The organism is Brucella sp. GW823-FHT04E01 (assembly GCF_058796175.1).
Map to the genome: position 1 here is coordinate 56460 of NZ_JBXAIK010000002.1, position 26997 is coordinate 83456.

The window sequence follows — 26997 nt, forward strand, 5'->3', positions numbered from 1 at the left end:
GTGGGAACCGGTTTTCGGATAAAATCATGCTCAAACAAAAGTTTAGAGCGGGATAACGATTCAACTTAAAAACATCACGCTCTAAAGGCTAGAAGCTGCTTCTCATCCTGTAAGGCTGTGCATTTTCGCCAGCATTGTTCAAGGCAAGCGCGATTTCAGTGATATGCAACGCCACATCACCGGAAAAGAATGCCTTATCGCCGGTTTGGATAGCCCGAGCCTGATCGGCAATACCGCGCACAAAATCGATCTGCGAAGGATACATCGGCAGCGTCCGCTTGTCGGCCTTCGGATAGGAGAGCTTTTGACCGACGGTCGGTTTCCATGACAGGAACTTGCCGATGCGCATTTCCAGAATACCGAACAGGCGCGCCAGAAAACGGCGTTTTTCTTCCGTGCGCTCAAGACGGACAGCCGAGCGATTATCCCAGAGATCATCCACCACAATCGAGCCCTTGTCGGCAACGATTGTCAGGCTGCGATCCTTCGGCATCGCAAGCCCGGATGTGAGGCGTGCCACCAACCCCGACCTGAAAACAAGACAGCCGACCGAAAAATCGGGCGCCATGTGAAGATGTTCGGTCCCCGGCCCCTTGTTGGGAAAGGTTATGGCGGAAAATGCCGAAACGCTCTCGACCGGACCGAACAGCGACACCAGCCATGACAGTGCATAGCCTGCATGTTCCAGCGTACAACCGATCTCGAACTCGTGCAGGCCCGGCCATGGCGCACCAGACTGCGAACGCCAGGTCGACCATTTGTCACGAAACACAGGCCCGTCTTCCATTTCGGCATAAACAAGACGCGGCATGCCGATCCCGTTGATCACGCTTGCTACCAGACGATAGGCTTCGCTGAGGCCGTTTGCCGGGGCTGCCGCCAACGTGAGGCCGGCTTGCCGTGCAAAAGCGACCAGCGCTTCCGCATCCTCATAATTCATAGCCAGCGGTTTTTCGGAATAGACATGTTTTCCTGCGGAAAGCGCTGCATGCGAGATTTCAAAATGGCTTTCAGGTGTTGTCAGATTGACGACGATCTGCACGTCAGGATCGGCCAGAACAGCCTCGAAACTCTCATAAGCCTGGACGGAGTAGTGCGCGCAGAACGCTTTCAGTCGTTCAGGCGACCGATCATAGACCCCGCGCAGCGTCAGCTCGGGATAATTACGCAGCGTGGTCATGTAATAGTCGGCAACAAACCCGGTCCCGACGATTGCGATATTCATGAATTGGCTCCGGCTAAAAGCATTTCCAGCAAAAGTGCGAAGCGGTTTTGCGTTGGATAATGCGTATAAACAAAGAGATAGAGCGGTTCTACGATTCTGTTTTAACCGGAACCGCTCTATCGTTTGGGAATGATAATTTTCGCGGTCAGTCTGAGGCCGAAAATCGCAAAGACGAGCGTAAGCCAGACCGGGTCCATGCGGCGAAAGAAGAAGCTTTCCAGCATGGCGTTCAACGTTCCGAAGAACACGATCATCAAGAAGAAATCGGCAAGCAACAGATTTTCGCGCACCGGACGGCACCGCAGATAATTGATCAGCGGCATGACGATGATGACCAAGATGGCGCAGATCAGCGCCGGAATCCCCATCGATACCGCAATATCGAGATAGCCATTGTGTCCATGTACGATGCCGCGCACATCCCAATCCAGATAATAGGGATTCGCCGCCTCTTTCACGATTGGCGTGCCCCAGAAGCTTTCATAGCCGAAACCGGTCCAAGGGCGATGGGAAAGCGCCTCAACGGCAAAGGCCCAGATGGAAGTGCGTCCGGTGAAGGTCGGATCAACATCAAGCTGCAGAACGAGCTGGTGCATCGGCTCGAAAAGAACCGTGCCGAAGGTGAACAGCGCAAGCAGAAACTGGATCGTGAAAACTGCCGCCGGCGCAAGAAAACGGAGACCAAAAATGCCGGGGCCGATCACAAGCAGCATGGCGAGCGGCACCAGTGCCGCAGTGGTTTTCGATCCGGTCTGCGAAACGAAAAACAATGCAGAAACCGCAATCAGAAAACCGCTTACGCGCCAGCCGCGCCGCCACAGATAGACACCGGCAAAGGCAAAAGCGGCCATGACCGGTCCGGCAATATTTTTGTGCGTGAAGACACCGCGCCAGAGATAGGCGTTTTGCGGCTCCAGAGCGTCGGCGCCGTGTGTCCCGAGATTTGGCAGGAGGAGGACGCCCGCATAGGAAATGACAATCACAACCGAAGCCACCGCGACCAACATCGACGAATAGGCATCGCCATCCTGCGGCAGGCTCAAAACAGCGATGACGGTCAGAATGCCGATCATCGTCAAAAGCACGCCGCGTATGGCGGTTGACGGATCGGGGCTTGCGAAAACCGATGCGAACAGGAAGGCGAACATCAACAGCCATCCGGGGCTGACGATTTTGACCACTTTTTTCGGGTCGGCAAACATCGCAAGCGACAGAAGCGCCACCGCGCCGAGGCAACCGAAACCAAGCTGATTGATGACGTCGCCGCCGCCCGATGCGGCACCATCGGCTGCGGCACTCAGCGGATTGAACGGACGGAATGAAATCAGCAGGATGCAGAACGTTATCGTGGCGATAACAAGCGCAATCGTACGGATCGTCGCCCGCATATCGGTTTGCGCTGCAACGTCGGAGCGGGTGTCAGTTCTTGTCCGGGTTGCGATACTGCTCATTCAGATATCCAAAATGGGCCATGACCCGGCCCAACCCGATATGGATGAAATAGGTCCCGACCGGCACGAAGCGCGCCGCGAATCCGCGCCGCAGCGCCTTGATCGGAGAATAACCCAGAAGTGCAACGCTTTTCAAAAAGACGCGGACCTGACCGAAAGGCTCGTCCTTGCGCTGGCGCTGTTCGATCAGTGTCGACAGAACGCCGTTGCGCAAGCCACGCGCCGTGATCCAGTCACTCTCCAGCCGCCGCGCCGGAATGGTTTCACGGACAATGCCTTCATTGCACCAGGCGATATTAAAGCCCTTGGCCCGTGAACGATTGATGAAATCTGAATCGCCGCCGCCGGTGAAGTTGAACTTCAGGTCCATGAACGGATAGCCAATGGCTTCCAGAACCGGACGCGCAATGAGCAGATTACCGGATGAATAGATGATCGGAACCGGGCCGGTCTTGTTGTAATGCGGCAGGAAGACAGGATGTCGCGCCCATTTTTCCGCGCCCGGCTTTTCAAAGATCGGATATTGCGGGCCCCCGACGAGGCTGGCGTTATAACGCTCGGCAGTGGCTACCATGTTTTCGATCCAGGCCGGATCAGCCAGTTCATCGTCATCGATGACGATGACATATTTGAAGTTCGGAAAGTAGGTCATCGCCGTCAGCCAGCCCGCATTATATGCGTTGCAGTTGCCGCGATGGGATTCGACAATCAGCATGCCGGTATATTTTCCGGCCTCGAACTGAGGCGCCGCAACCTTGGCGCCTTCCTGGTCCTCCGCCTCGTTCTCGATCACCACGACCGCGAAGCGGCGGCTCGTGACCTGAGCATTCAGCGTATCCAGCGTCCGGATGACATGCTCCGGACGGCGGAACGTCGGCAGCGTTACCACCACCTCGACTTCATCGAAACGAAGCCCAGGAGTTTTAGCAATTACTTGTATATGACTAGGTAAATCAGACATAAACGCTACCGGATATTTCGAACTTCTATATTTGTTTATCCGCCACTATTGAAAAACATTTAAAGAAAAGTTCACCGCAGGACTATAAACACTGGCCAAAACTATCATAGAGCATACCGACCCGAAATGTTAAGGGTTTTAAGATGAATAATGCATTAGGAAAAGCTTGAGCGCGCACCATTATTTTTAATGCTGCCAGCGCGAAAATGATTGTTCAGGAGTTGAATTGCCGTCCCCTCACCTTGTTTTCGTGACATCGATTGTTCCGCACGGAGTACCGACCACCGGCTATGAAGTGGCAAACGCCGCCGTGGTCGACGGCTTGCGTCGTTCGGGAGCAAAGGTGACCGTTCTTGGCTTCACATGGCCGGGCGTGAAAGCCGATGCCGCGGATACTGTCGTTCTGGGCGAAGTCGAAGTACGGACCGAAGGCGCGGGTATCAAGCGCAAGATCGGCTGGGTGCTGAAATCCTTCCTGACCGGCCTCACGGTTTCCTCGGCGAAGCTGCGGGTGATACCAGCTGAGACACTGCGCGCGGCCATCGCCAAGATCGGCCCGTTCGATGCCTATGTGCTGAACGGCGTGACCTTGCCCGGTGCATTTGAAGACATCTTCAAGGACAAGCCCTCGCTGTTCGTGGCGCATAATGTGGAGTATCGCTCTGCGGAAGAAAACGCCGCCGACGCAGGAAGTTTCATCCAGAAATTCCTGTTCAGTCGCGAAGCCCATATTCTGAAGGGATTGGAAAGCCGTCTCATCGGGGATGCCCGCTTCGTCTTCACTTTTGCCGAGGATGACGGCCCGGCGCTCGGCCTCGGCCCTGATCGGTTTGCGACAATGCCGCTCGTCACGCCGGGCGGGACGCAGGCCGCGCAGCAACGCCCGATGAAATACGACCTTGCCCTGATCGGCACATGGACTTGGCACCCGAACCGCATCGGGCTCGAATGGTTCCTGCGCGAGGTAAAGCCGCATCTTCCAGACGATATTTCCATCGCGATTGCAGGCAACACGCCCGCCGATCTGATTGCTACATGGTCGGGTGTGAGGTCCGGCGTCGACTTCTTGGGCAAGGTGCCGGACGCGACTGAATTTGTCGAAAGCGGCGCGCTTGTACCGCTCATCAGCCGTGCGGGAACCGGCGTGCAGCTCAAGACCATCGAGACATTCGAACTGGGCATGCCAAGTGTCGCGACATCACATTCCGTGCGCGGTATCGGCAATATTCCGGCCAATTGCACCATTGCCGACAACCCGAAGGCATTCGCTGCGGCAATCGTCGAGCGCATTGAAAAGATAAGGTTGGGGGATCGCCAGAGACTGGACGGCAAAGCCTTTACAGGGTCACAAATCGAAGGCATGGACCGCGCAGTTGCCAGAGGTCTGCAAGCACTTCATGGCGAAGAGAAAAATACGGACCAGGCATGATGCATACCGAAAATGTCACTTACCGGAATATCCTTGGCGTGAAGGTCGCCTGTTTTGACTGGGACAGCGCCTTTGCCTTTTTCGAGAACCGCATCAATGAAGGCCGGTTCATGAAACAGGGTTGGCTCAATGCCAACAATTCCAACATTACAGATACCGACCCAGCTTACCGCACTGCATTGCAGGATTTCCTGATCCTGCCCGACGGTGTGGGCGTCGATATTGCAAGCAAGGTCGCCTATGGCAGCAAGTTCCCCGCCAATCTCAACGGAACGGACTTCATTCCGGGGCTTTTGCAGCATATGAAACGCCCGCTGAAGGTTGCACTTCTCGGTGGCGGTCCGGGCGTTGCCGCCGATACCGCGCAGCTCTTCATGCAGCAGATACCGCACCATGAATATCGCGTCATTTCCGACGGCTTCTTCAAGCCCGCCGATCTCGACAGCATTCTCGGTCAGCTCAAGGAATTTCATCCCGATATCCTGCTCGTCGCCATGGGCGTTCCGCGCCAGGAACTCTTCATCGACAAGCATATCACGGCGGAGCATTGCACGGTGGCGAGTGCGGTCGGCGCCTTGTTCGATCTGCATACAGGTCGTGTGCAACGCGCCCCGCACTGGGTGCGCAAGATCCAGATGGAATGGGTGCACCGGCTGCTACAGGAACCGCGACGGCTCGCAAAACGTTATCTCATCGGCAATCCCGTATTTCTGTGGCGCGTTGCCAAAGGCTGGATGAAGGGAGAGCCCCGGTGAAAACCGCAATCGTCACAGCCAGTTGGGATCAGGATTTCGAGCGCTGCAAGCTGCTTTGTGAAACAATAGACAAATATGTCAGCGGTTTCACGAAGCACTATATCCTTGTCGACAGCAAGGATGTTGCCCTGTTCCGCAAACTCGAAAGCACACAACGCGTCATCATCGACGAACGCGATCTGCTGCCCTCATGGCTCCACGCCTTCTGGGACCCGACCTATCTGTGGCGCAGGCGCGTTTGGCTCTCACTCAGAACCAAGCCGCTGCGCGGCTGGCATGTGCAACAGCTGCGCCGCATCGCACTTGCCGGTGCCGTGGAGGAAGACGGATTTCTCTATACGGATTCCGACACGGCTTTTCTGCGTCCTTTCGATTGCGGCACACTCTGGCACCACGAAAAGCTCCGGCTTTTCGTGCGCCCCAATGCGCTTGCAAATCCGGAATGGCCGGAGCATCCGGTCTGGGCGGCCAATGCGGCAAAGCTGCTCGGCATCAGGAAAGGAAAAAGCGGGCTGAACGACTATATCGGCCAGCTCGTCTCATGGCGGCGCGATAGCGTGATTTCCATGTGCAAAAGGATCGAAGCCCATACCGGACAACATTGGGTGGCAGCCCTTGGCAACATACGCCGCTTTTCCGAATGCTTCATCTATGGTCGCTATGTCGATGACGTCCTGCACGGCTCCGGTCATTACAGCGACACCCATGATCTGTGCCGGATGCAATGGTTCGCACCACCGCCGAGCGAAGAGGAATTCCGCACCTTCATCGCGGAAATGGAACCGCATCAGGTCGCCATAGGCATGCAGTCCTTCCTCGGTCTTTCGGTCGACGACATTCGGCGGATCATCGGAGCCTAGAGCATAATCCGACCGGAGTGAAACGAGGATCGATGAGATTATGCTTTGGAAAGAAAACTAAGAGCGGGTTCTCTTCGGATCATTGAAACCGCTATCTGCTTTTACGCATTTCCGAACGCAAAACCGGTTCCCACTTTTGCTGAAAACGCTTTAAACCCGCTTTGCCGGCAAACGAATGCTCGTATAGGTGAAAACCAGCGACAGCAGATAGAGCCCGGCGAATACGACATTGAGCCCGAGAATCCAGTCGTGGCTATCGACATAATTCACGAGCAGAAGCCAGACGAAGGATGCCTTGGCGACGGTCATCAGCACCATGCTCAATGTCCTCAGACCGGACTGGCCGCGCGCATAGAGAATTTCGGTCTGATACTCGATGAGGTTGCGAAAACCCGGTACGAGCAACACCAGCGGCAGCAGCCCGACAATCGGGGCAACGCTTGAACCGAGTGCGTTCGGGAAGATTTGCAGGAACACGACCATAGCGCCAAGACCTGCCACCGAGACGGCAAAGACTGCAAGTTCCAGCCCGGCGCGGATGCGCAAAGAGGACAACATGTCCGGCGTGCGCATAAGCTTTTGCACCAGCATCATGTTGAAGGACCGCACTGGCAAAGCTGTCAGATCGACAAGCCGCATGATGATCGCATAAAGACCCGCAGTCGCAGGCCCGCCAACGGTCAGCACAAGAAGCTTGTCGAGCTCAGCCTGAATATAGAACAGCAGTTCGGCCCCCATGACTGCAATCGCATCCGAAAGCCGCCGCATATAGAGAACCGGTTTGAAGCGGAGCCGGATAGACGGATAGAATTTCAGCGCCGTAAGCAGCGCAACGCCATTGGCCGCCGCATACCACCACGCCCAATGAGCAATGTCATGAACACTCGCCAGCCACATGAACAGGACAGCCGCCACAGCGCGCGTGGCTGTCCCGAAAATCACCAGCCCCGCCGATATGCCGAACCGGCGCAGGCCATTGTTGACGATGATGATGATTTCCGTCGAACGCCAGAGCAAGGCTTCCGCAAATACCACCACGGCAAAAGGCAGAAAAGAAATGTCGCGGCTGAAAAAGACGAAATAGACCAGCCAGGACGCCAGTGCGAACAGTGGCAGGGAAACCAGAAGAGCGACAAGAAAACCCGCTGTATAGATGCCGAGCAGGCGCGGCTTCACTGTCGATATGCGGTAAAGCGGCGAACTGAAGCCCAGAGAAACGATGCGTGACAGAACCACGCCTGTGCCCGATGCGGTGGCAAATATACCGAAATCACCGGTCGGCAGTGTGTTTGCAAGCGCAATGAAATAGACAAGCGAGACGACCAGCCTGCCAGCGGAGCCTGAAAACAGGGACAGGTAATCACGCACCATTCCGGCGTTATTGCCTGACAGTTTCCGGAGCGCTTTCGCTATCAACAGGGAGCCTCGCCTATCATAGTCTGGTGCATGTGCCTGTTCGTTGGAACGGAGGCATAATCGGGGTTTAGCTAAAAAGACTTAAACTCTTCTTTGCAAGCTCAAAGAGTAATCAAGCAAAAGCTAAAGTTGCAGATTCAGGGAATTGACACTTCACCTCGACATTATTTTAACGTTTTGTTTTCTATAAAAAATTACATTCGGCCTTGAGGTGCGAGCCAATCGGATTCCCGTTTGGCATGCGGAAGCCTTGGCTTATGAATTTCAAAGCAGCCGTTGGCGCCGGAAACGGTTGAGACGGCTTACAGACACGGACGATTTCGGCAATGAGCGATCACGAGGAGCGCAGAAAGGCGGGAGTTGAGAAACCTCTTCTCGCATTCTCCGACGCTCGCCCCGCTGGTCGTTTTGACAGCGAAACCGCACCACCCTGGACACCACCGGCGACGCCGGATGAACGCGCCGCGTTCTTTCGCCAGCACGATCATGCTGCGCAGGAAACACCAGAACCGGCGGAATCCGTTCTCGAAGAGGAACTGGATGAGGCCGATGTCGCCAAGCTGCAAAAGCGCGTCGCGCTGATCGAGGCGGAACTGGAACGCAAGGTTCAGGAACGCGAGCGCCGCAAAGTCACAGTCGAAACTCCCGTTCCAACGCCAGAGCCGACCCGCGCGCCGGCCCCGGAGCCGATCAAGCGCCAGCGCCCTGTCATTGACGGACCGGCACCTGATGCGGAATGGAAACCGCTGATCGATCCGCGCATCGCTATCGACGTGCTGCGGGGATCGCGCAAGCTACTGCTTGTCAGCACACTACTGGGTGGTGTGGTCGCCGCGCTCTATGCATTGTCCTTGCCGCAGATGTATGTCGCATCGACGGATATTCTGGTCGATCCGCGCAATATCAAGACCGTTGGAGACGAACTGACGCCAGGTCAGCTCCCGACCGATGCGTCACTTGCCGTTGCGGAAAGCCAGGCACGCATCATCGATTCCAGCAGTGTGTTGCTGAAAGTGATCGACAGGACCGAACTGACAAAAGACCCCGAATTCAACGGCACTCTGGTTCCGACCGGCATTGCCGGGCTGTTTGCACAGATCAGGGATATGCTGTCGCCCAAAAAGGCAAGCGACAGCCAGACACTGCAAACCCGCGTCTTGTACAATCTGCACAAGAGCATCGCCATCGGTCGCGACGCCAAGACCTTCATCTATTCAATCTCGGTGAAAACGCGTGATCCGCAGAAATCGGCATCGCTTGCGAACACGATCAGTTCCGTGTTCCAGAGCGAGCTTGCATCCGTGCAATCCGATGCTGCACGGCGCACTTCGGATGAATTGTCGAACCGTCTTGCCGATATGCGCGCCAATGTCGAACAGGCGGAGCGCGCAGCAGCTGATTTCCGCGCCTCACGCGATCTCGTCAATGTCGACGGCAAGCTGATCAGCGATAACGACCTGACCCGCCTCAACGACCAGTTGACCAACCAGCGCGCTGAAACAATGCGGCTTCAGGCCCGTGTGCAGGTGCTGAACAGCGCCACTTCCGACAGCGTGGTATCCGGTACCTTGCCGGAAGATTTGCGTTCCAACACGCTGACCGCGCTGCGCGCGCAATATGCGCAGGCGCGCCAGACGGCAAGCGGCCTGTCCACCCAGCTTGGGCCACGCCATCCGGCACTCATTCAGGCACAGTCGCAGGCAGGCACGGTCCTGAGCGACATCGATGCCGAATTGCGACGCATCCGCTCCTCGTTGCAGGTCGAGGTCGCCCGGTCCGCGCTGCAGGAAAAGGACCTCACTGCCCGCCTGGCGCAGCTAAAATCGCAACAGGCGAACAATAGCGGCGATCTGGTGAAGTTGCGTGAGCTTGAGCGCGAAGCCACAGCACGGCGCTCGGTCTACGAAGCCTTCCTCCTGCGCTCGCGCGAGACGAACGAACAGGAAGGTCTGAATACGGCCAATGTCAGGGTTTTGTCGGAAGCTCGCCCGCCGCTCGATCCGGCAGGCACATCGCGCAAGCTGATCGTCATTGCCGGGCTGATTGCAGGCTTCCTTGCAGGCCTTGCAATCACAGCCGTCCGCAACTTCGGACGGCTGCTGCGTCTATCTTAAAGCGCGTTTCGATCTGATTGGATCAGATCGGCGCTCTATCTCTTTGTTTTGACGCGCATCCCGAAAACCGTTTCACACTTTTCGGGATGCGCTCTAATTCACGCGGACTGCCGCAAAGAGGTCTCAACGCGCGGCACCTTGCGCCCGCTGGCACGCAGAATGCCGTGTGCCCCGTCAAGATGGCCCGGTTTCAGCTCAAGCGCCAGAAAGCGACGCTCTTCATAAGGGCCGGGCATGGCAAGCTCGCCGGTCTTTTCAGCAGTGAAGCCGAACCGCTCGTAGTATTCCGGATCACCGACAAGGATGATCGCGCCATGGCCGCGGTCTTTTGCTTCATCGATCGCACGACGCATCAACGCCGAACCGATACCGCAACCGGCAGCGGACGGATCGACCGCCAGCGGGCCGAGCAGCAAGGCAGGCACCGGAAAGCCGAAAGCATCGAGACCGGCATGGACATCCCACAGCCGCACAGTGCCTGCAAGCAATCCGTCTTCGCCAAGCGCCGCAAAAGCCAGACCGTCCGCAGGCAGGCGACCGCGACGCAGCTTTTCCGATGACTTCCGGCGACGGCCTTCACCCATCGCCCGATCCAGCAGCGATTCACGCGCAAGCACGTGCTCCAGCGTTTCGCCCGCTATTGTGAAAGCCGGAGCGACGATGGTTGCAGTATGTTCCTGAATTTCCAGAGTTACGTTCATGACATCTATCCCCGCAAAGCGGCAGCAGCACACCCCACCCAGCGCCTTGCAGCACTGGGCGGATTGAGAGGATCATTCGGGACTTTTGAAGATATGATCTAATCCGAAAATCGGTTCCCACTTTTCGGGATCATACCAAGTCTGAATGATCAGATGACGTAGGATCGGAGCGGTTCGAAGCCGTTGAACGCCACCGCCGAATAGGTGGTGGTGTATGCGCCCGTGCCTTCGATGAGGATTTCATCACCGATGGTCAGCGAGACCGGCAGCGGGTACGGCGTCTTTTCATAAAGTACGTCCGCACTGTCGCATGTCGGCCCAGCCAGCACGCATGGTTCGGTTTCGCTGCCGTCATGCGGGGTCACGATCTGATAGCGGATCGCCTCGTCCATGGTTTCGGCGAGACCGCCGAACTTGCCGATGTCGAGATAGACCCAGCGCACATTGTCGTTGTCTGCCTTGCGCGAGACCAGAACCACTTCGGTCTTGATCACGCCTGCATTGCCGACCATGCCGCGACCCGGTTCGATGATGGTTTCCGGGATACGGTTGCCGAAATGCTTGGACAGCGCATCGAAGATCGCCATGCCGTAGGCCTGAGCAGTCGGCACGTCCTTGAGGTAACGGGTCGGGAACCCGCCGCCCATATTGACCATGCGCAGGACAATGCCTTCGTCAGCCAGAGTGCGGAACACCGATGCTGCATCGCCAAGCGCGCGATCCCATGCGGAGAGGTCCGTCTGCTGCGAGCCGACGTGGAACGATACACCGTAGGAATCGAGACCGAGCGACTTTGCATGGCGCAGAACGTCGATGGCCATCGCAGGCACGCAACCGAACTTGCGCGACAGCGGCCATTCGGCGCCTTCACCATCCGTCAGCACGCGGCAGAACACGCGGCTGCCGGGAGCGGCGCGAGCAACCTTCTCGACTTCTTCAACGCAGTCGACCGCATAAAGGCGAATGCCCAGCTCGAAGGCGCGCGCAATATCGCGCTCCTTCTTGATGGTGTTGCCATAGGAGATGCGGGTTGGCGTTGCGCCGGCTTCCAGAGCCATTTCGATTTCAGCAACCGACGCAGTATCGAAGCACGAGCCGAGCGAAGCGAGCAGGCGCAGGATTTCCGGCGCAGGATTTGCCTTCACCGCATAGAAGATGCGCGAATAGGGCAAAGCCTTCTCGAAGCTCTGATAGTTGTCGCGCACGACGTCGGTGTCGACGACGAGGCAAGGACCGTCCGGACGGCGGGTGTTGAGGAAGTCGATGATACGCTGCGTTGCCATGGTCGTTCTCCCGCACGGCTTGATCTTGCCGTATTCTGGTGCGTAACCCCGAAAAGTTTCAGACTTTCGGAAAGGATTACGCAGAAAAGGACTTAGAGAATTTCGCAGGCCCTCTTTGGACCAAGAGAAACTCTAAGGACAAAGTGTGCATGAACGCATCCGCCGTGAGGCCAGCCTTTGGAGGTGCTGATGTCACGCGAAAACTCATGCGGCGATGGAACAACGCTAAACCCGCGTTACTCCGCTTTGTCTGCCTTGGATTGGAATTGGAGAACCGCATCCGCACTTCTGGCAATGAAGGTGTGCCTCTTCAGTAATTTCGGCTTTTGGACAGCCGAAAGACACTAGAAAGGCCCGCACCGTCGTTGCTTCAAGATGTCCTCGATCTGGCGGTTGGCCAACAGATCGACTGGAGCGGTTAGGTCCAGGTACCGTACCGAATTCCTCACCATTCGAGGATCGGCGGACACCCACAGGCACGTGCGACTTTGGGCAAGCGCGATATAAGCGCAAAGTCGTGTCCATTCAATGACAAAAATTCCTCCGGACGAATTTATTTTGGCAGGATCGCGTTGAACGGCGCGCTTGCCATTGTTCAATATAAGTGAAACATTCGCAGCTCAGACCTGCCTCGAAAGAGCGTAAATAGACCGTTAATTGCTGCATGTTGTGAACAATGGCCAGTTTCGATCCCTTCAACGCCATCATTGCAAAACCCGAGAAGTTACCCGTTCACACAACGGACGGACCGCTTAAAGGTGAACGGCTGGCCGTAAAAGACATTTATGACGTCGCCGGAATGGCGACCGGATGCGGGAATCCGCAGATCGAGGCCGAATCACCTCGCGCCGAAAGATCAGCTCCGGTGGTGAAGAAGCTCCTCGCCGCCGGTGCCGAATTTGTCGGCAAGGCGCAGACCGACGAGCTTGCCTTCTCCCTGATGGGCCAGAATTCGCATTTCCCCTATCCGATCAATCCGGCAGCACCGGACCGCGTTACCGGCGGCTCATCATCCGGTTCGGCAGCAGCAGTGGCGGGCAAACTCGCCGATATTGCGCTCGGCTCCGACACGGGCGGCTCCATTCGGGCACCTGCAAGCTTTTGCGGTCTCGTCGGCCTGCGCACCACCCATGGCCGCATTCCGCTCGAAGACATCATGCCGCTTGCGCCCTCGCTCGATACGATTGGATGGTTTGCACGCGATATCGACCTTTACGACCGCGTTGGCTCTATCCTGCTTGGCAACGACGCCCGAGAATTCAGGCTGACGCAACTTCTCTATATGCCGGTTCTGGAACAGCTTCTGCTCGGTCAGCAGGAAACAGACGCCTATCGCACCATGTTCGCCCAAGTGCGCCCGCACTTCTCGGGTCTCAAGGCGGCGAGCCAGCCGACGCTCTCGATAGACGAGCTCTATCTGGTCTTCCGCCACATACAAGGCGCGGAAGCCTGGGCGACACACGGCAGCTGGATTTCCTCCGGCGATCGCAAGCTCGGTCCCGGCGTCGCGGACCGTTTTGCCTTCGGTGCGGAAATCGCCGCTGATCTCGTTGCCAGCCAGCGTATGCGCCGGGCACAATTCACGCAGGAACTCGAACAGATCGTCGGCAATGATGCCGTGCTGGCGTTACCGACCGTACCGGGTGCAGCTCCGCTGGCAAAAGAGCCTTTCGAGACCTTGCAGGCCTATCGCGAACAGGCTTTGCGCCTGCTTTGCCTTTCGGTACTTTCCGGCCTGCCGCAGATCACATTACCTTTGGGACAGGTGCAGGGCGCACCTTTCGGCATCTCCTTCATCGGACCACGCGGCAGCGACCGGGCGCTGATCGGGCTGGCCAAAAACATCATCGGGAAGCGGGGCTAGACCATGGACACCCTCACACGTATGCGCGCCTTCATCGACGTGGTCGAGGCGGAAGGCTTTTCCGCCGCTGCGCGAAAAATCGGGCGCTCCAAGGCGCTTCTTTCCAAATATGTGCGGGAATTGGAGGACGAACTCGGCGCACGCCTTCTCAACCGTACCACGCGGCAATTTTCGCTGACCGAAGCCGGTCACACCTATTATCACCGAGCGGTGGAGATCATTCGCGAGATCGACGCGCTGCAGGATGCTGTCAGCGAAACCAGTTCTGACGCGCGCGGGCGTATCAAACTGTCGGCCCCGCGCACTTTTGCCGATGCCGTCATTGGGCAGTCGCTGATCGACTTTTGCCTCGCCCATCCGGACATTGTGCTCGATGTGCGGCTGGATGACCGTTTTGTCGATCTGGTGGAGGAAGGCTTCGATCTTGCGATCCGCATCACGCGTTTGCAGGACTCTTCCCTCATTGCCAAGCGCCTGTCGCCATTCCATTCCATCCTGTGCGGCGCGCCCGAACTCATCTCCCGCGTCGGCAAGCCCGAACGTCCGGAAGATCTGGCTGATCGGCCTTGCATCATCGACACCAATGCACGCTCGCGCAACAATTGGCATTTCCGCAATACGGATGGCTCGATGATGACAGTTCCCGTCAACGGTCCCATCGAGGTGAACAGTCCCGTCGCCACCAAGAATGCAGCACTCGCCGGGCTTGGCTTCTGCATGCTGCCCGCCTTCATCGCCGAAGAAGAAATCGAGCGCGGCAGGCTGGTTGCCTGTCTGGATGAATTCATCGTGAAGGATGGCGGCATCTATGCCGTCTATCCACATCGGCGCTATCTGCCGGCAAAAATCCGGGCATTGGTCGATTTTCTGACCCAATGGTTCAAGGAGCGGGAATAGAATGCATCCTGAAAAGTGTGAAACGGTCTTCGGGACTAAGATATACGATAAAGCAAATAGAACGTCGCACTTTCGCCGCCTTCGGGCATAAGCGTGGGAAAACTCTAACGGAAAGTTTTATGCTGGTTTCGTCGTCTTGGCTCAAAAGCAGGTTCGTTCGGTCTGCCGCAGCTGCGCTGCTGGCCGGTCTCGTGCCGACGGCTGCACTCGCTCACCCGCATGTCTTTGCCGACGCACGACTGGAACTGACCATAGCCCCCGATGGCACAGTGCAACAGCTTGCGCATGTCTGGCGTTTCGACGACGTTTTCTCCTCCACCGTCCTGATGGAATTCGACAAGAATGGCGATCTGCAGCTCGACAAGAATGAATTGATCGACCTCGGCCATGTCATCAACGGCTCGATTGCCGAGTTCAAGTATTTCCAGACCGTTCTGGACGATGGCAAGGACGTGAAAATGGCGAGGCCGACCGACCTCGCAGCAGATTTCACGGACAATCGCCTGCTCATCATCTTTACGAGCAAGCCTGAAAAGCCGTTGAAACTCGCCCCCGGCCACAAGGTCAGCTTCGGCGTCTACGACCCGACTTTCTATACTGCCATCGATTACATGAACGACAGCGATCTGGTTGTGAAAGGCCTGCCCGCAGGCTGCACCTCCAAGGTCGTGCGCCCCAATCCGGATGAAGCGCTCGCCCAGAATCAGGCGACACTGACCGATGCCTTCTTCAACGATCCGGCAGGCACGGACATGTCGAAAATATTCGCGACCCGTCTTGAGATAGACTGCGAACCGAAAGGAAAGACAGGCTGATGAGAAAACCGGCTACCTTTATTCTAACCCTCTGCCTTACGATGATCGTTGCGCAGGCCTATGCGCAGTCATCGCTCGGCATTGGTGCGAATGAGGTGGCGATGAAGCCAACCGGGCCTTTCGCGCACATCATTCTCTGGATGAACGAACAGCAGCGCTCGTTTTATCTCGCCATGACCAATGCGTTGAAAGCCATGCGTGAAGATCCTTGGCAGGCTTCGGTTCTGGTCGGACTTTCCTTCGTCTATGGCATTTTTCATGCGGCAGGGCCCGGCCATGGCAAGGCGGTCATCTCGTCCTACATGATCGCCAACGAAACGGCGCTGCGGCGCGGCATCTTCCTGTCGTTCATTTCGTCGCTTTTGCAGGCCATCATGGCCATCGCCGTGGTCGGCCTCGCATGGTTCCTGCTGCGTGGCACCGGCATTTCCATGAATCAGACCGCGCGCTACATGGAAATTGCAAGTTTTGCGCTTGTCCTGTTCTTCGGCCTTTGGCTTCTGGCGCGCAAACTACCGCTACTTTTCAAGAAGCAAGACGATGCAAGCCCCAGCCCGGCCTCGTCGCTTTTTGCCACAGCACCCGAACCGGCAATGGCTTCCGGTCCGGCATGGCAGGGCAGTATTTCGCAGACCACACGCGCGGCGGCTGCCACAAGCACGGTAAAGCTCAACTACAAACCCGCAACCGCTACTGCATCGGATCATATCTTCATTGGCGAGGGCGATGTGTGCGCCGCGTGCGGTAACGCCCATATTGCCGATCCGTCGACGCTCGGCGACGACTTCAACTGGAAATCGGCGTGGTCGGCGATTTTCTCGGTGGGCCTGCGTCCCTGTTCGGGTGCGCTGATCGTGCTGACTTTCGCGCTTTTGAATGGTCTGATGGTCGGCGGACTGCTCTCAGTCTTCGCCATGGCGTTCGGCACATTCATCACCGTGGCTGTTCTTGCCACGCTGGCTGTCACGGCAAAAAACACGGCCCTGCGATTTGCAGGCAGCAATGCCATGTCCGGACGGCTGAAGGCGGCAATCGAAGTTGCCGCCGCCCTGTTCATCGCGCTGACAGGTGCGCTTTTGCTCAGCGCTTCGCTGGTTGGTTAATCCTTGTTCTGGCGGCGCGAGCGCAGCCAAAAAATGGCGAAGAAGCCCAGAACGAAAACAATCGGGAAAATGATCGCCGCGATTTGCGAGCGCTCGCCCAGTGCCAGCATGATGCTGGGCACGAAATAGGCAAGCACCCCGAAGCCGATCAGGATGATGGCGGCAGCAATTGCCGGATTGCTCTTCTTACGCTCAGCCAAGATCACGAAACTCCTCCAGCTTCTTCTTCTGCTGACCGTCACTATCAAAGTTTTCCGGCGCAAGCCATGCCTGATAGGCTTTCTTCAAGGCAGGCCACTCGCTGTCGAGAATGGAAAACCATGCCGTATCGCGGTTCTTGCCTTTCGCCACCATATGCTGACGGAAAATCCCCTCGAACGAAAAGCCGAAGCGCTCCGCGGCCCGCTTGGACGGCAGATTGTCGTTGTTGCACTTCCATTCGTAGCGACGATAGCCAAGCTCGTCGAAAATATACTGCATGAACAGGAATTGTGCTTCGGTGGCGGCGGACTTGCGCGAAATCAATGGTCCCCAATAGATGTTGCCGATTTCAATCGCGCCGTGAGCGGAATCGATGCGCATCAGGGTCTGGCGTCCGGCGACCTTGCCGCTGGCCTTATCGATGACGGCGAAAAACTGCGGGTCTTCGCTTTTCGCCACCTTTTCCAGCCAGGGCTCGAATTCTTCGCGGGTTGCGGGCGGAAACTCGAACAGCCACGTAAAGCGCTGATCCGCGTCGGTGACCGACGAAGCGGCGAAAAGTTCGTCCCCATGCTTCTTCGGGTCCAGCGGCTCCAGCCGCACATAACGGCCTTCAAGCACTTTGCGTTCCGGTTTGGGGCGTGGCGTCCAGTTCTGCAAATCAGTCATGCCTATTCTCCCGTTCGACAAAGACAGGAGCATAAAAGAAGCGGGCCGAAAACCGGATTATTGTCCCCGCGTCATTTTTCCCGAATAGCCGCCCGATCCACCGAAACCGCCTTCACCAGCGCGACCACATGATCACCCGATTGCAGCGCCAGTTCGTCAACCGAGCGCCGCGTCAGCCGTGCACCGAGACGACGGCCTTGGAAGTCCAGCGAGACATAGGCATTCGGGCCATCATCCGCCGTAATGGCAGTGACGGTCACCGGCAGCACATTGCGGATGCTGATCGCTTCCGGCACCTTGCGTGCGATGGAGACGTCGCGCGCACGCACGCGCAGCCGCACATGCATATTCTGTTTCAGCCCCGCATCGCTGAGCTGGAACGACGCGCCGCCGAGATCGATTTCCGCCAATTTGTAGCGCTCGTCGTAAGACGAAACCAGCCCTTCCAGCAGCACACCGCCACTCTCGCCTTCTGCATTGATCAGTGGAAAGACATCCGTCGCCGTACCGCTTGCGGTCACCTTACCGCCAGACAGAAGCACGATTTCGTCGGCAAGCCGCGCAACCTCATCGATTTCATGGCTCACATAGACAATCGGCACATGGCTTTCATCGCGAAGACGCTCGATAAAGGGCAGAATTTCCTGCCGGCGCGCATGGTCGAGTGAAGAAAGCGGCTCGTCCAGCAAAAGAAGTGCGGGATCAGACAACAGCGCGCGACCAATGGCGACACGCTGGCGCTCGCCACCTGAAAGTGTGGACGGTCGCCTGTCGAGAAGATCATCAATGCCGAGCAGCGCCACCACCTCGTCAAAGCTCCGCGTCGCCTGCCTGTGCCCGGCCCAACGCGCATAAGTCAGGTTCCGCTTCACGCTCATATGCGGAAACAACCGCGCTTCCTGAAACACATAGCCGATGCGGCGCTTTTCCGGCGGAAGATTGACACCCTTTTCGGCATCGAACAGTGTGAAGTCACCCACGGCAATGCGTCCGCTCTCCGGACGGAGTGTTCCGGCAATCATTTTCAGAAGCGTCGTCTTGCCGGCGCCCGAATGGCCAAACAATGCAGTCACGCCCCAGTCGGCGGCGAAATCAGCCTCGACAGGAAACCTGCCATTGCGCCCTTTGATCGAGACAGCAAGCCCGCTCATTTTGTCGCTCCCGCAAGCCTGCGCTGCAACCACTCGGAAAGGACCACGGCGGCAATTGAGATAGCTGCAGATATGGCAATCAAACGGAATGCTTCGGCATCACCCGTTGGCGTCTGCATCAGGGCATAAATGGCAAGCGAAAGGGTCTGCGTTTCGCCGGGAATGTTGGATACGAATGTGATCGTAGCGCCAAACTCACCCAGAGCCTTGGCAAAACCAAGCACTGCGCCTGCAAGCACACCGGGCAGCAAAGGCGGCAGAATGACCGTGAAGAAGGCCGTGACCCGGTTCGCGCCAAGCGTGCGCGCCGCTTCCTCTAGCCCGCGATCAAGCCCCTCTATCGAAAGCCGGATCGGACGGACGAGCAACGGAAACGCCATGACACCGGCGGCAAGTGCGGCGCCCGTCCAGCGAAAGGCAAAGGAAAGACCGAACAATTCCTGCAGAGGCGCTCCCAGAACACCCCGCGCGCCAAACAGGATTAAAAGCAGATAGCCCGTCACCACCGGCGGCAGGACCAGCGGCATGGTGACGATAGCCTGCGCCAGAGACTTGCCCGGAAAATTGAACCGGGCAAGAATCCAGGCGACGATAAAGGCAACTGGCAGCGCAACAATGATGGCTATTCCGGCAACCCGGAGCGACAGAGACACAATCTGCCAGACATTACTCTCAATCATCTTTGGCCATCATTATTCAGCAGCCTCCGCAGCTCCCACGAAGCCCTTGTCCTTGATGATCGCCTGACCGGCATCGCTTTCAAGGAAAGCCAAGAAAGCCTTGGCGGCATCGGTTTCGTTCTTCGCAACAAGTGCCGCCGGGTAAAGGATCGGGGCGTGGCTGCTAGCAGGGAAGCGATAGGCTTCGACCAGTTCTGGTGCCGCGGCACGGTCCGACGCGTAGACGATGGCCGCCTTCACTTCCGCGCGGCTGACATATTGCAGCGCAACGCGAACATTCTCGGCAAACACGCCATTCTTCTCGACGTCTTTCCAAATGTTGAGCTTTTCAAGCGCTGCCTTGCCGTATTTGCCTGCCGGGACATTCGACGGGTCACCCATGGCAAAACGACCGGCGCTCAAAAGCTCCTTGGCGTCACCCTTCGGCGTGTCTTTCTGCGTTGCAATCACCAGCGCATTGCCAGCGATCACCTTGCGTGAAGCCTTGTCGATGGCATCGGCCTTTTCGACATAATCCATCCAGTCGAGATCGGCGGAAATGAAAATCTGCGCCGGAGCGCCCTGCTCGATCTGCTTGGCCAGAACCGACGAAGATGCAAACGACGCGACCACTTCGGTACCGTCCTTGGCCTTCATCTGCTTGGCAGCTTCTTCGATAACGTCTTTCATGCTGGCGGCAGCGAAAACAGTCACCTTCTCGGCAGCATGGGCAACCGAGGCGGCGCCCGCAGCAACGGTGATGAGAAATGCGGCGATCAGTTTCTTCATGAGTATCCTCCATATTGCCTGCGACGACAGGCAAACCATCATCCGCCGGAAAACCGGCGCTGTTTCTGTATGAGCATTGGAGATTTCCTATGCCCCGACTTGCGATGATGGGTGTGATGGAGGCAAACGCGACCCGGATGCCGTCAAACCCTTGATGCACGGGCGTCCATGCAAAAGCCGCCCAAATTCCGTAACGAATTCAGATCGTTCCGGAACCAGAGCCACCATAATGGGATGAAATCTGTTTGACCAGCCCTATGGGGAGCATGCGGCAATAGAGCATTGCCGCAAATTGCGTCAACTGCCGATGTGCTTGTGCGCCCCGCGCATTTCGGCGAGCTTCACCTGCTTCTGGCGTTCTGCGTAGCGGGCGCGATCTTCCGGCGTGCGCTCGTCATAACAACCGGCACAGGAAACGCCTTCCTTGAAAAACTGCGAAAGCTTGTCCTCCGGCGAAATCGGGCGGCGGCAAGCGCGGCACAGTTCGACATCGCTTTCAGCAAGGCCATGGCCCACGGCCACGCGCTCGTCGAACACGAAGCACTCGCCGTTCCACATGCTGTCTTCACGCGGAACTTCCTCAAGATACTTCAGGATACCGCCCTTCAGATGAAAGACATCGTCGAAGCCCAGCCCCTTGACGAAGGCCGTTGCCTTTTCGCAGCGAATACCGCCTGTGCAGAACATGGCGATCTTCTTGCCTTCCAGCTTGTCGCGGTTCTGCTCGACCCATTCGGGGAACTCGCGAAAAGTCTTGGTCTGCGGATCAAGCGCCCCTTCGAATGTGCCGATGGCATATTCATAATCGTTGCGCGTATCGACCACGACGGTGTTTTCATCGGCGATGAGTGCGTTCCAGTCCCGCGGCGCGATATAGGTGCCGACGCTTTTCAGAGGATCGATACCATCGACACCCATGGTGACGATCTCACGCTTCAGTCGCACCTTCATGCGATGGAACGGCATTTCGGTCGCATGGGAATATTTGAGCTCCGGGTCAGCCAGACCGGGGATAGCCGTGATGTGCTGCACCAGCCTTTCAATTGCCTGGGGTGTGCCTGCAACCGTCCCGTTGATGCCTTCCGCCGCCAGAAGCAGCGTTCCCTTGATGCCATTAGAGCAGCAAAGCTTGGCAAGCGGCTCGCGCAGGCTTTCATATTGCGGGAGCGGCGCAAAGCAATAAAGGGCGGCAACGGTGAAAGGCAAATTGCTCATCGGTTCTATCTTCTTTGAAAACTATCCCGCAACTAATCCCCACAAACGGCGAATTCAAGTCAACTTTATCCTCATGCGACCAAGACGCCTCAAAATCCGCCTCGAAGACCACTTTTCGAGGAGAGAGATATGTTCGACAGCCAGACAATTGCAGCCCTGACGACAATGGCAGATGAGACGGAGATCAACCCGGCGGCTTTGCTGGCAATTGCGGAAGTGGAAAGCGGCGGGCAGGCGCTATTCGATATCAGCGGAGGCAAGGAACCGGCCATCCGGTTCGAAGGACATTATTTTGACCGCAGGCTGTCCGGTCGTCTGCGCGACTATGCGAGGAGCAACGGCCTGTCCGCCCCAGTCGCAGGCCAGATACGCAATCCGAAATCGCAAACCGCGCGCTGGCTTCTGCTTGAACGTGCGATGGGCTTGAGCAAAAAGGCAGCGCTTGAATCCACCTCTTGGGGGCTGGGGCAGGTTATGGGTGCGCATTGGGAATGGCTTGGCTATGCCACCGTCGATGAACTTGTGGCGGAAGCACGCGGATCGGTTGCTGGTCAGGCGCGCTTGATGTTGCGCTTCATCGAAAAGGCAGAGCTTCTCGAAGTGCTGAAAGTCCGTAACTGGCGCGAGTTCGCCCGACGCTATAACGGTCCGGCTTTCGCCCGCAACGAATATGACAAACGCATGGCCGAAGCCTATCAGCACTGGCAAAAGCAGCTTGAGAACTTTAAAAGAGCCGCATGAATGCGGCTCCTTCAGTAGTGGACAAATTGCCGAAGGGGACTTAGAGCAGTTCCTGTTTTAACGGAAACCGTTGGAACCGCTCTAATCGTTCATTTTAACGCATTATCCGACGCAAAACCGTTTCACACTTTTGCTGGAAATGCTTTAAATCGATTTATCCACTCAAACAGCCGAGCAAGCCGATGTCCCAGAAAACCGATCTTCTCGCCCCCATCATGACAGGCCAGCCGGTCATTCCGGTTCTGTTGATCGACAAGGTGGAACATGCTGTTCCGCTGGCACGCGCGCTTGCCAAAGGCGGATTGCCCGCAATCGAAATCACCCTGCGGACGGCTGCGGCACTTGATGCCATCCGCGCGGTCGCGTCGGAAGTGCCGGAAGCAATCGTCGGTGCCGGGACGATCCTCAATGCCAAACAATATGAGGATGCAGCGAAGGCTGGTTCGCGCTTCATCGTCAGCCCCGGCGCAACGAAATACATCGTCGCTGCCGCCAATGACAGCGACGTGCCACTTCTGCCCGCCGCCATCACACCGAGCGAAATGCTGGCGCTCCGCGAGGAAGGCTATACCCATCTGAAATTCTTCCCCGCTGAACAGGCTGGCGGCGCATCGTTCCTGAAGGCGCTGTCCTCTCCGCTGGCCGGAACCTTCTTCTGCCCGACAGGCGGCATCAGCCTTGCAAACGCCAGGAATTACCTGTCGCTGCCGAACGTCGTCTGCGTCGGCGGCTCCTGGGTTGCACCGAAAGAACTCGTCGAGGCTGGCGACTGGGATGCAATCACCGACCTTGCAAGTGAAGCAGCTGATCTGAAAAGCTGAGTAAGCTCATATGGGATGTAAAAAGGGGCCTCGAAGGCCCCTTTTCTTTTGGTTTGTCGTCGTTTGGATGGCGATCAGTTGGTTTCCGTGAACTTGGCCACAGTCAGGAAGGTAACGGCATTGCCGCTGAACTGGTTGGCGCGTTCGGTCGGCAGATTGCCACGCTGGAAACCTGCCGTGTAGACCATGGCCGGTGCGGAGCGCATCGCATCGTTGCGGAGAACCGGATTGGTCACCGGTATGGCGCTCGACACCGATTCCGTCGACATGGCGACTTCTGAAGTTGGCATCACCGCAGGCTGGACAACTGCACGCGGTTTGGACTGGGCCTTGGCTACATAACGCCCGCCCTTCGCGGTGGTACGAACACCAGTTTCTGCTGCCTTGCCAATCGCTGCGACCTGTTTATGGACTGCCGCAGAAGCAGTGGCTGTCGGCTTTGCCGGTGCCGTGCGGGCAACCGACGCTGTCTGCACAGCTGCTGGAGCCTGTTTTGGCGCAGCGTTTGCAACCGGCTTGCTGTCGTAATAATCGTCAGAAGGCGGTGCGATCAGTTCGCCGATCTCATCCCTCTTGGAAAGCAGGGCAAGCTGCGTGTTGGCACGCGGCGCTTCCTTCGGCAGCGGGAACGCTGCCGTTTCGCCCGGCTGCGGCACAGCCGCATTGCCTGCATCGGCAAGCTGTGTCGGTTCGGCCTGCTGGCTATTGACCAGCGCGGCAATCGCATCCTGACCGTTTGTGGCAGGGTTTTCACCCGGACGCGTCGGACGCGCTGACGGCACCACCGCAGCTGCAAGCTGCATATTATCCGTTTCAAGCTGCGGGCGAGCCGACGGAATTGGCACAAAACCATTCATCAGCGGCGAAGGCGTGCCAGCATCGGCAACCTGAACCGTATTCGCATCCACGGCGGCACGGGCGGCAGCTGCCGCGTCGGCGGCAGGCTCCGCTGCGGCGAGCGCGACGGCATCCTGTGGCGCCATTGCGGGTTTGCGAGCCGGGATAGGAACGTTTAGTGCGGCGACCGGGACTTCGGCTGCGGCCTGTGCCTGTGCATCAAGGCCCGTTTCCGGACGCGGTGCCTGTACCGGAAGCGGAGCATCGCGGGCAGGCAGAGCAGCAACCATAGTTTCACGCGGCTGCTGGACCGGCTCTTCCGGAACCGCCGCCGGAGCCTGACGCGCAGGCGCGGCGCGAGCCGGCCGTGCCGTCGCCGGCGGGGCGCTCACATCACCAGTGTCTTCTTCTTCGTCGGCACCGCCGCCAAACAGCGCACCGAACAGGCTCTTGCTGCGACGCGGCGCGGAATTGCTGGCCATCAAGATCTCGCCGCCACCGGCCTTGCGCTTCTCGATCATGGCCAATGCCTGCTCATAGCCCGGCAACGGCTTGCCGTCTGCGGGAAGGTGAGCGGTCTTGCCGTCCGGGAAGAGTGCGAGCAGTTCGCGGCGGCTCATGCGCGGCCAGGAGCGAACATTGCCAACATCCATGTGGACGAATGGCGAGCCGGAACGCGGATAATAGCCAACGCCACCAATCTGATAGCGCATGCCGATGCCGCGCAATTTTGCCAGAGGTACGCCGGGAATATAGAAGTCCATCGCCCGGCCGAGCATATGCTGGCTCTTCTTGGCAACGCCGGTCTTCGCGGAACGCGAGCGCAGCATGGCATTGGTGGCCGGTGAACGATAAGCGGAAACGACGGTGATATACTGGCTCGACCCAGTAGAGCGATAGACCTGCCAGACCAGATCGAACAGGCGCGGGTCCATCTTGGTCGGCTCGTTGCGGCGCCAGTCTCGCAGGAAAACGTTCAGCTTCTTCAAACCTTGGGCGTCAAAGCGACCGTTTCTCTTGAAGACGATTTCCGCTTTTTCACCGGTGTGAACGTAATAAAGCTTGAGAGAGCGGGTTTCAGCCGAAGCCTGCGAAGGAGACAGCGCCATGAGAACCGCAGCAGCGGCAAGGGCAGACGGAACGGACATAGATGCCTTCATCCCGGTCCAAACCTTCGCAAAGCGCGCTTTAATGGTCGATATGCTGTTCATCGAATCGTATCGCCTTACCGTTTTTCCGCCCCAGAAGCATTCTCCAGGCATCCCTCGGGACTTTCTTTGTGGTGCCACAAAAAGCCTGCGTCCCAGTTCCGCTCGAGCTCCGATTGTCGGATTTAATGGTTAATGGACGCTTAGTGAACAACAAATGAGGAAACACCATGGCAAAAAAGCCACACAGGCGCATCTATTTTTGTCATGGTTAAAAAATTATTAACAGTCTTTAATCGGCAACAGTACCTGCCAGGCGTGACAGCCAATCTATTATAAATGACTAAAATTCAATTGGTTACGCAGAGTTTCATCAACTGGCAGCACGGTTGAAAGGGGTCGTTTCCCCCTCCTCATCGGCACCCGGTCCCTTGCCGGAAATCGACGTCACATCGATGCCATATTCCTTCAGCTTCCGGTAAAGTGTGGTTCTTCCAATGCCCAAACGACGGGCAACTTCACTGATTTGCCCGTCATAATGAGCAATCGCGAACCGGATCATTTCTTCTTCGGCTGCGGCAAGCGTGCGCACCTCGCCTGCCCCATCGATCCCGCTGAACAAGCCCGACTGACCACTCACCGTCGGATCGTGATCGACAAGGTTGAACCGAACCGATTGCTGCACTGCCCTTGCAGCCTCTGCCCCCGCACCGATCTGTGCGAAATCAGCTGCCGTCAGTTCGCCAGTCTCGCAGAGAAGGACGGCACGATAAACGGCATTTTTCAGCTCCCGCACATTGCCGGGCCAATGATAGGTCTTCAGCTTTTCCAACGCATGGGTCGTGATGCCGGTGATATGCCCCATCCGTTCTTCGCTGACATAGCGCATCATGAACTGATGCAGCAGGATCGGAATATCTTCCAGACGGTTGCGCAACGACGGCATAGCAATGGCAAAGGAGCCGAGCAGATGGTAAAGCCCTGCATGGAAGCGCCCCATATGGACAAGATCGGCCAGAGGGCGGCTGTTCGATGCCATGATGCGGGCGTTGGACAACGTGCGCTCGCCTCCGCCGCCGGCCTCAAACTGGCCGGACTGCATGGCGGCAAAAAGCTTGATTTGCGTGTGGCGTGGCAGCGCACCCACCTCATCCAGAAAGAGCGTCCCACCATCGGCTTCCACGAGTTTTCCGAGGCTGCGGATGACATCATCCTCGCGGCGGTCGCGCCGTGCAGTCGAAACGCCGAAGAAAACTTCGTCGGCATTGTCGACGGTCAAGGTGCGGCAATCAACGGCCACGAAAGGGCCACGCCAGCGGGCACCGCCGCTGCAAATAGCGCGCGCCAGTGTTTCCTTGCCGCTGCCGGGCTCTCCTTCGATCAGAAGCGGTGCATCCAGCGCCGAGGCACGACGTGCCAGAATGCTGACCCGCTCCATTTCCGGGCTTTTGATCGCCATGTCGGAAAGTGTCAGATGAGCTTTCAGGGATGAGCGGGCGCGGCGGATTTCCTGCGTCAGCGCATCGATCTTCAGAACATTGGAAACCGAAACCTGCACACGCTCGAAGGCGACCGGCTTGGTCACAAAATCGACCGCGCCCATTTTCATTGCCTGCAGAACCGGCTGGAGATCATCATTCTGAACAAGAACGATAACGGGAACATTATTTCCAGCTTCGCGCATCCGGCGCAAAACGGTCAGGCCATCCATGTCCGGCATCGATAGATCAAGCAGCATCAGGACGATGTCCTTACGCTGGCTTACAAAGCCGAGTGCGCTTGCTCCACCGTCAGCAAGAATGGTCCGATAGCCCATGCGCATGACTATCGCTTCAAGATTGCGCCGATGAATCGGATCGTCATCCGCTATGAGTATGCGCGTGGCCATTAAC

Annotated in this window: 24 protein-coding genes; 10 read left to right on the plus strand and 14 right to left on the minus strand. The window is 57.4% G+C overall.

Going from position 1 to position 26997, the window contains the following annotated elements:
* Positions 1 to 88: 88 nt before the first annotated feature.
* The 3 genes from AC1RHM_RS05710 to AC1RHM_RS05720 form a co-directional block, all read right to left on the minus strand.
* Positions 89 to 1225: a Gfo/Idh/MocA family protein gene (locus tag AC1RHM_RS05710; protein ID WP_029929822.1), complete on the minus strand. Its 1137-nt coding sequence runs from the start codon at positions 1223 to 1225 to the stop codon at positions 89 to 91.
* Positions 1226 to 1341: 116 nt separating this feature from the next.
* Positions 1342 to 2676, minus strand: coding sequence for an O-antigen ligase family protein (locus tag AC1RHM_RS05715; RefSeq protein WP_029929820.1), 1335 nt, complete (start codon positions 2674 to 2676; stop codon positions 1342 to 1344).
* Positions 2645 to 3637 carry a glycosyltransferase family 2 protein gene (locus AC1RHM_RS05720; protein WP_010660701.1) on the minus strand — a complete coding sequence of 331 codons (993 nt, stop codon included), beginning with the start codon at positions 3635 to 3637 and terminating at the stop codon, positions 2645 to 2647. Before AC1RHM_RS05720 ends, AC1RHM_RS05715 begins: the two co-directional genes overlap by 32 nt.
* A gap of 226 nt (positions 3638 to 3863) precedes the next feature.
* Between AC1RHM_RS05720 and AC1RHM_RS05725 the strand changes: the two genes are divergently transcribed.
* The 3 genes from AC1RHM_RS05725 to AC1RHM_RS05735 are packed head-to-tail and all read left to right on the plus strand — an operon-like array spanning position 3864 to position 6681.
* Positions 3864 to 5066 carry a glycosyltransferase family 4 protein gene (locus tag AC1RHM_RS05725; RefSeq protein WP_010660700.1) on the plus strand — a complete coding sequence of 401 codons (1203 nt, stop codon included), beginning with the start codon at positions 3864 to 3866 and terminating at the stop codon, positions 5064 to 5066.
* Positions 5063 to 5821 carry a WecB/TagA/CpsF family glycosyltransferase gene (locus tag AC1RHM_RS05730; RefSeq protein ID WP_036588014.1) on the plus strand — a complete coding sequence of 253 codons (759 nt, stop codon included), beginning with the start codon at positions 5063 to 5065 and terminating at the stop codon, positions 5819 to 5821. Before AC1RHM_RS05725 ends, AC1RHM_RS05730 begins: the two co-directional genes overlap by 4 nt.
* The gene (locus AC1RHM_RS05735; RefSeq protein WP_492332491.1) at positions 5818 to 6681 is read left to right on the plus strand and encodes a DUF6492 family protein; all 864 of its coding nucleotides are present in this window, start codon (positions 5818 to 5820) and stop codon (positions 6679 to 6681) included. Before AC1RHM_RS05730 ends, AC1RHM_RS05735 begins: the two co-directional genes overlap by 4 nt.
* Positions 6682 to 6831: 150 nt before the next feature.
* Here the strand turns inward: AC1RHM_RS05735 and AC1RHM_RS05740 are convergent, their stop codons facing one another.
* Complete coding sequence (locus AC1RHM_RS05740; RefSeq protein WP_029929813.1) at positions 6832 to 8097, minus strand: lipopolysaccharide biosynthesis protein; 1266 nt, start codon at positions 8095 to 8097, stop codon at positions 6832 to 6834.
* Positions 8098 to 8423: 326 nt separating this feature from the next.
* On the opposite strand from AC1RHM_RS05740, the gene AC1RHM_RS05745 reads away from it, so the two are divergent.
* Positions 8424 to 10211, plus strand: a complete 1788-nt coding sequence (locus tag AC1RHM_RS05745) for a GumC family protein (protein WP_029929811.1) — start codon at positions 8424 to 8426, stop codon at positions 10209 to 10211.
* Positions 10212 to 10309: 98 nt separating this feature from the next.
* Here the strand turns inward: AC1RHM_RS05745 and AC1RHM_RS05750 are convergent, their stop codons facing one another.
* Positions 10310 to 10912 (minus strand): GNAT family N-acetyltransferase, encoded by a 603-nt coding sequence (locus AC1RHM_RS05750; protein WP_151607542.1) that lies wholly within the window; start codon positions 10910 to 10912, stop codon positions 10310 to 10312.
* Positions 10913 to 11061: 149 nt separating this feature from the next.
* A complete protein-coding gene (odc2, locus tag AC1RHM_RS05755; RefSeq protein ID WP_010660694.1) occupies positions 11062 to 12195 on the minus strand; it encodes an ornithine/lysine decarboxylase in 1134 nt (377 codons plus the stop codon).
* A 676-nt stretch (positions 12196 to 12871) separates the two neighbouring features.
* Between odc2 and AC1RHM_RS05760 the strand changes: the two genes are divergently transcribed.
* The 4 genes from AC1RHM_RS05760 to AC1RHM_RS05775 all read left to right on the plus strand — a co-directional run bounded on the left by AC1RHM_RS05760 (position 12872) and on the right by AC1RHM_RS05775 (position 16874).
* Positions 12872 to 14059 carry an amidase gene (locus tag AC1RHM_RS05760; RefSeq protein WP_010660693.1) on the plus strand — a complete coding sequence of 396 codons (1188 nt, stop codon included), beginning with the start codon at positions 12872 to 12874 and terminating at the stop codon, positions 14057 to 14059.
* Between the two features lie 3 nt (positions 14060 to 14062).
* Positions 14063 to 14956: a LysR family transcriptional regulator gene (locus AC1RHM_RS05765; RefSeq protein ID WP_010660692.1), complete on the plus strand. Its 894-nt coding sequence runs from the start codon at positions 14063 to 14065 to the stop codon at positions 14954 to 14956.
* Between the two features lie 119 nt (positions 14957 to 15075).
* Entirely contained in the window at positions 15076 to 15771 is a 696-nt protein-coding gene (locus AC1RHM_RS05770; RefSeq protein WP_010660691.1) for a DUF1007 family protein, read from the plus strand.
* Entirely contained in the window at positions 15771 to 16874 is a 1104-nt protein-coding gene (locus AC1RHM_RS05775; protein ID WP_029929804.1) for a nickel/cobalt transporter, read from the plus strand. Before AC1RHM_RS05770 ends, AC1RHM_RS05775 begins: the two co-directional genes overlap by 1 nt.
* On the opposite strand, the gene AC1RHM_RS05780 is transcribed toward AC1RHM_RS05775, so the two are convergent.
* The 6 genes from AC1RHM_RS05780 to trhO all read right to left on the minus strand — a co-directional run bounded on the left by AC1RHM_RS05780 (position 16871) and on the right by trhO (position 21558).
* Positions 16871 to 17080, minus strand: coding sequence for a hypothetical protein (locus AC1RHM_RS05780; protein WP_010660689.1), 210 nt, complete (start codon positions 17078 to 17080; stop codon positions 16871 to 16873). The genes AC1RHM_RS05775 and AC1RHM_RS05780 overlap by 4 nt on opposite strands.
* Positions 17067 to 17744: a GNAT family N-acetyltransferase gene (locus AC1RHM_RS05785; protein WP_029929802.1), complete on the minus strand. Its 678-nt coding sequence runs from the start codon at positions 17742 to 17744 to the stop codon at positions 17067 to 17069. Before AC1RHM_RS05785 ends, AC1RHM_RS05780 begins: the two co-directional genes overlap by 14 nt.
* Positions 17745 to 17815: 71 nt before the next feature.
* Positions 17816 to 18895, minus strand: coding sequence for a molybdenum ABC transporter ATP-binding protein (gene modC, locus AC1RHM_RS05790; RefSeq protein ID WP_010660687.1), 1080 nt, complete (start codon positions 18893 to 18895; stop codon positions 17816 to 17818).
* Positions 18892 to 19575 carry a molybdate ABC transporter permease subunit gene (modB, locus tag AC1RHM_RS05795; protein ID WP_010660686.1) on the minus strand — a complete coding sequence of 228 codons (684 nt, stop codon included), beginning with the start codon at positions 19573 to 19575 and terminating at the stop codon, positions 18892 to 18894. The genes modC and modB overlap by 4 nt, the downstream gene beginning before the upstream one ends.
* Positions 19576 to 19587: 12 nt before the next feature.
* On the minus strand, positions 19588 to 20343 hold the full coding sequence (modA, locus tag AC1RHM_RS05800; RefSeq protein WP_012093545.1) for a molybdate ABC transporter substrate-binding protein: 756 nt from the start codon (positions 20341 to 20343) through the stop codon (positions 19588 to 19590).
* Between the two features lie 297 nt (positions 20344 to 20640).
* Positions 20641 to 21558 carry an oxygen-dependent tRNA uridine(34) hydroxylase TrhO gene (gene trhO, locus AC1RHM_RS05805; RefSeq protein WP_343723843.1) on the minus strand — a complete coding sequence of 306 codons (918 nt, stop codon included), beginning with the start codon at positions 21556 to 21558 and terminating at the stop codon, positions 20641 to 20643.
* 129 nt (positions 21559 to 21687) lie between these two features.
* Between trhO and AC1RHM_RS05810 the strand changes: the two genes are divergently transcribed.
* Together AC1RHM_RS05810 and AC1RHM_RS05815 are read left to right on the plus strand one after the other, a co-directional pair.
* Positions 21688 to 22299 (plus strand): N-acetylmuramidase domain-containing protein, encoded by a 612-nt coding sequence (locus AC1RHM_RS05810; protein ID WP_343723842.1) that lies wholly within the window; start codon positions 21688 to 21690, stop codon positions 22297 to 22299.
* A gap of 182 nt (positions 22300 to 22481) precedes the next feature.
* The gene (locus tag AC1RHM_RS05815) at positions 22482 to 23120 is read left to right on the plus strand and encodes a 2-dehydro-3-deoxy-phosphogluconate aldolase (protein ID WP_151610365.1); all 639 of its coding nucleotides are present in this window, start codon (positions 22482 to 22484) and stop codon (positions 23118 to 23120) included.
* A gap of 74 nt (positions 23121 to 23194) precedes the next feature.
* On the opposite strand, the gene AC1RHM_RS05820 is transcribed toward AC1RHM_RS05815, so the two are convergent.
* Positions 23195 to 25117, minus strand: a complete 1923-nt coding sequence (locus AC1RHM_RS05820) for a peptidoglycan L,D-endopeptidase MepK (RefSeq protein WP_343723870.1) — start codon at positions 25115 to 25117, stop codon at positions 23195 to 23197.
* Between the two features lie 361 nt (positions 25118 to 25478).
* Positions 25479 to 26993 carry a sigma 54-interacting transcriptional regulator gene (locus AC1RHM_RS05825; protein ID WP_343723841.1) on the minus strand — a complete coding sequence of 505 codons (1515 nt, stop codon included), beginning with the start codon at positions 26991 to 26993 and terminating at the stop codon, positions 25479 to 25481.
* Positions 26994 to 26997 lie beyond the last annotated feature (4 nt).

Coding starts and splice junctions, on each gene's coding strand:
- AC1RHM_RS05710 (WP_029929822.1), bottom strand. CDS start 1,225: ATGAATATCGCAATCGTCGGGACCGGGTTTGTTGCCGACTATTACATG.
- AC1RHM_RS05715 (WP_029929820.1), bottom strand. CDS start 2,676: ATGAGCAGTATCGCAACCCGGACAAGAACTGACACCCGCTCCGACGTT.
- AC1RHM_RS05720 (WP_010660701.1), bottom strand. CDS start 3,637: ATGTCTGATTTACCTAGTCATATACAAGTAATTGCTAAAACTCCTGGG.
- AC1RHM_RS05730 (WP_036588014.1), top strand. CDS start 5,063: ATGATGCATACCGAAAATGTCACTTACCGGAATATCCTTGGCGTGAAG.
- AC1RHM_RS05745 (WP_029929811.1), top strand. CDS start 8,424: ATGAGCGATCACGAGGAGCGCAGAAAGGCGGGAGTTGAGAAACCTCTT.
- AC1RHM_RS05750 (WP_151607542.1), bottom strand. CDS start 10,912: ATGAACGTAACTCTGGAAATTCAGGAACATACTGCAACCATCGTCGCT.
- odc2 (WP_010660694.1), bottom strand. CDS start 12,195: ATGGCAACGCAGCGTATCATCGACTTCCTCAACACCCGCCGTCCGGAC.
- AC1RHM_RS05760 (WP_010660693.1), top strand. CDS start 12,872: ATGGCCAGTTTCGATCCCTTCAACGCCATCATTGCAAAACCCGAGAAG.
- AC1RHM_RS05765 (WP_010660692.1), top strand. CDS start 14,063: ATGGACACCCTCACACGTATGCGCGCCTTCATCGACGTGGTCGAGGCG.
- AC1RHM_RS05770 (WP_010660691.1), top strand. CDS start 15,076: ATGCTGGTTTCGTCGTCTTGGCTCAAAAGCAGGTTCGTTCGGTCTGCC.
- AC1RHM_RS05775 (WP_029929804.1), top strand. CDS start 15,771: ATGAGAAAACCGGCTACCTTTATTCTAACCCTCTGCCTTACGATGATC.
- AC1RHM_RS05785 (WP_029929802.1), bottom strand. CDS start 17,744: ATGACTGATTTGCAGAACTGGACGCCACGCCCCAAACCGGAACGCAAA.
- modC (WP_010660687.1), bottom strand. CDS start 18,895: ATGAGCGGGCTTGCTGTCTCGATCAAAGGGCGCAATGGCAGGTTTCCT.
- modB (WP_010660686.1), bottom strand. CDS start 19,575: ATGATTGAGAGTAATGTCTGGCAGATTGTGTCTCTGTCGCTCCGGGTT.
- modA (WP_012093545.1), bottom strand. CDS start 20,343: ATGAAGAAACTGATCGCCGCATTTCTCATCACCGTTGCTGCGGGCGCC.
- trhO (WP_343723843.1), bottom strand. CDS start 21,558: ATGAGCAATTTGCCTTTCACCGTTGCCGCCCTTTATTGCTTTGCGCCG.
- AC1RHM_RS05810 (WP_343723842.1), top strand. CDS start 21,688: ATGTTCGACAGCCAGACAATTGCAGCCCTGACGACAATGGCAGATGAG.
- AC1RHM_RS05815 (WP_151610365.1), top strand. CDS start 22,482: ATGTCCCAGAAAACCGATCTTCTCGCCCCCATCATGACAGGCCAGCCG.
- AC1RHM_RS05820 (WP_343723870.1), bottom strand. CDS start 25,117: ATGAAGGCATCTATGTCCGTTCCGTCTGCCCTTGCCGCTGCTGCGGTT.
- AC1RHM_RS05825 (WP_343723841.1), bottom strand. CDS start 26,993: ATGGCCACGCGCATACTCATAGCGGATGACGATCCGATTCATCGGCGC.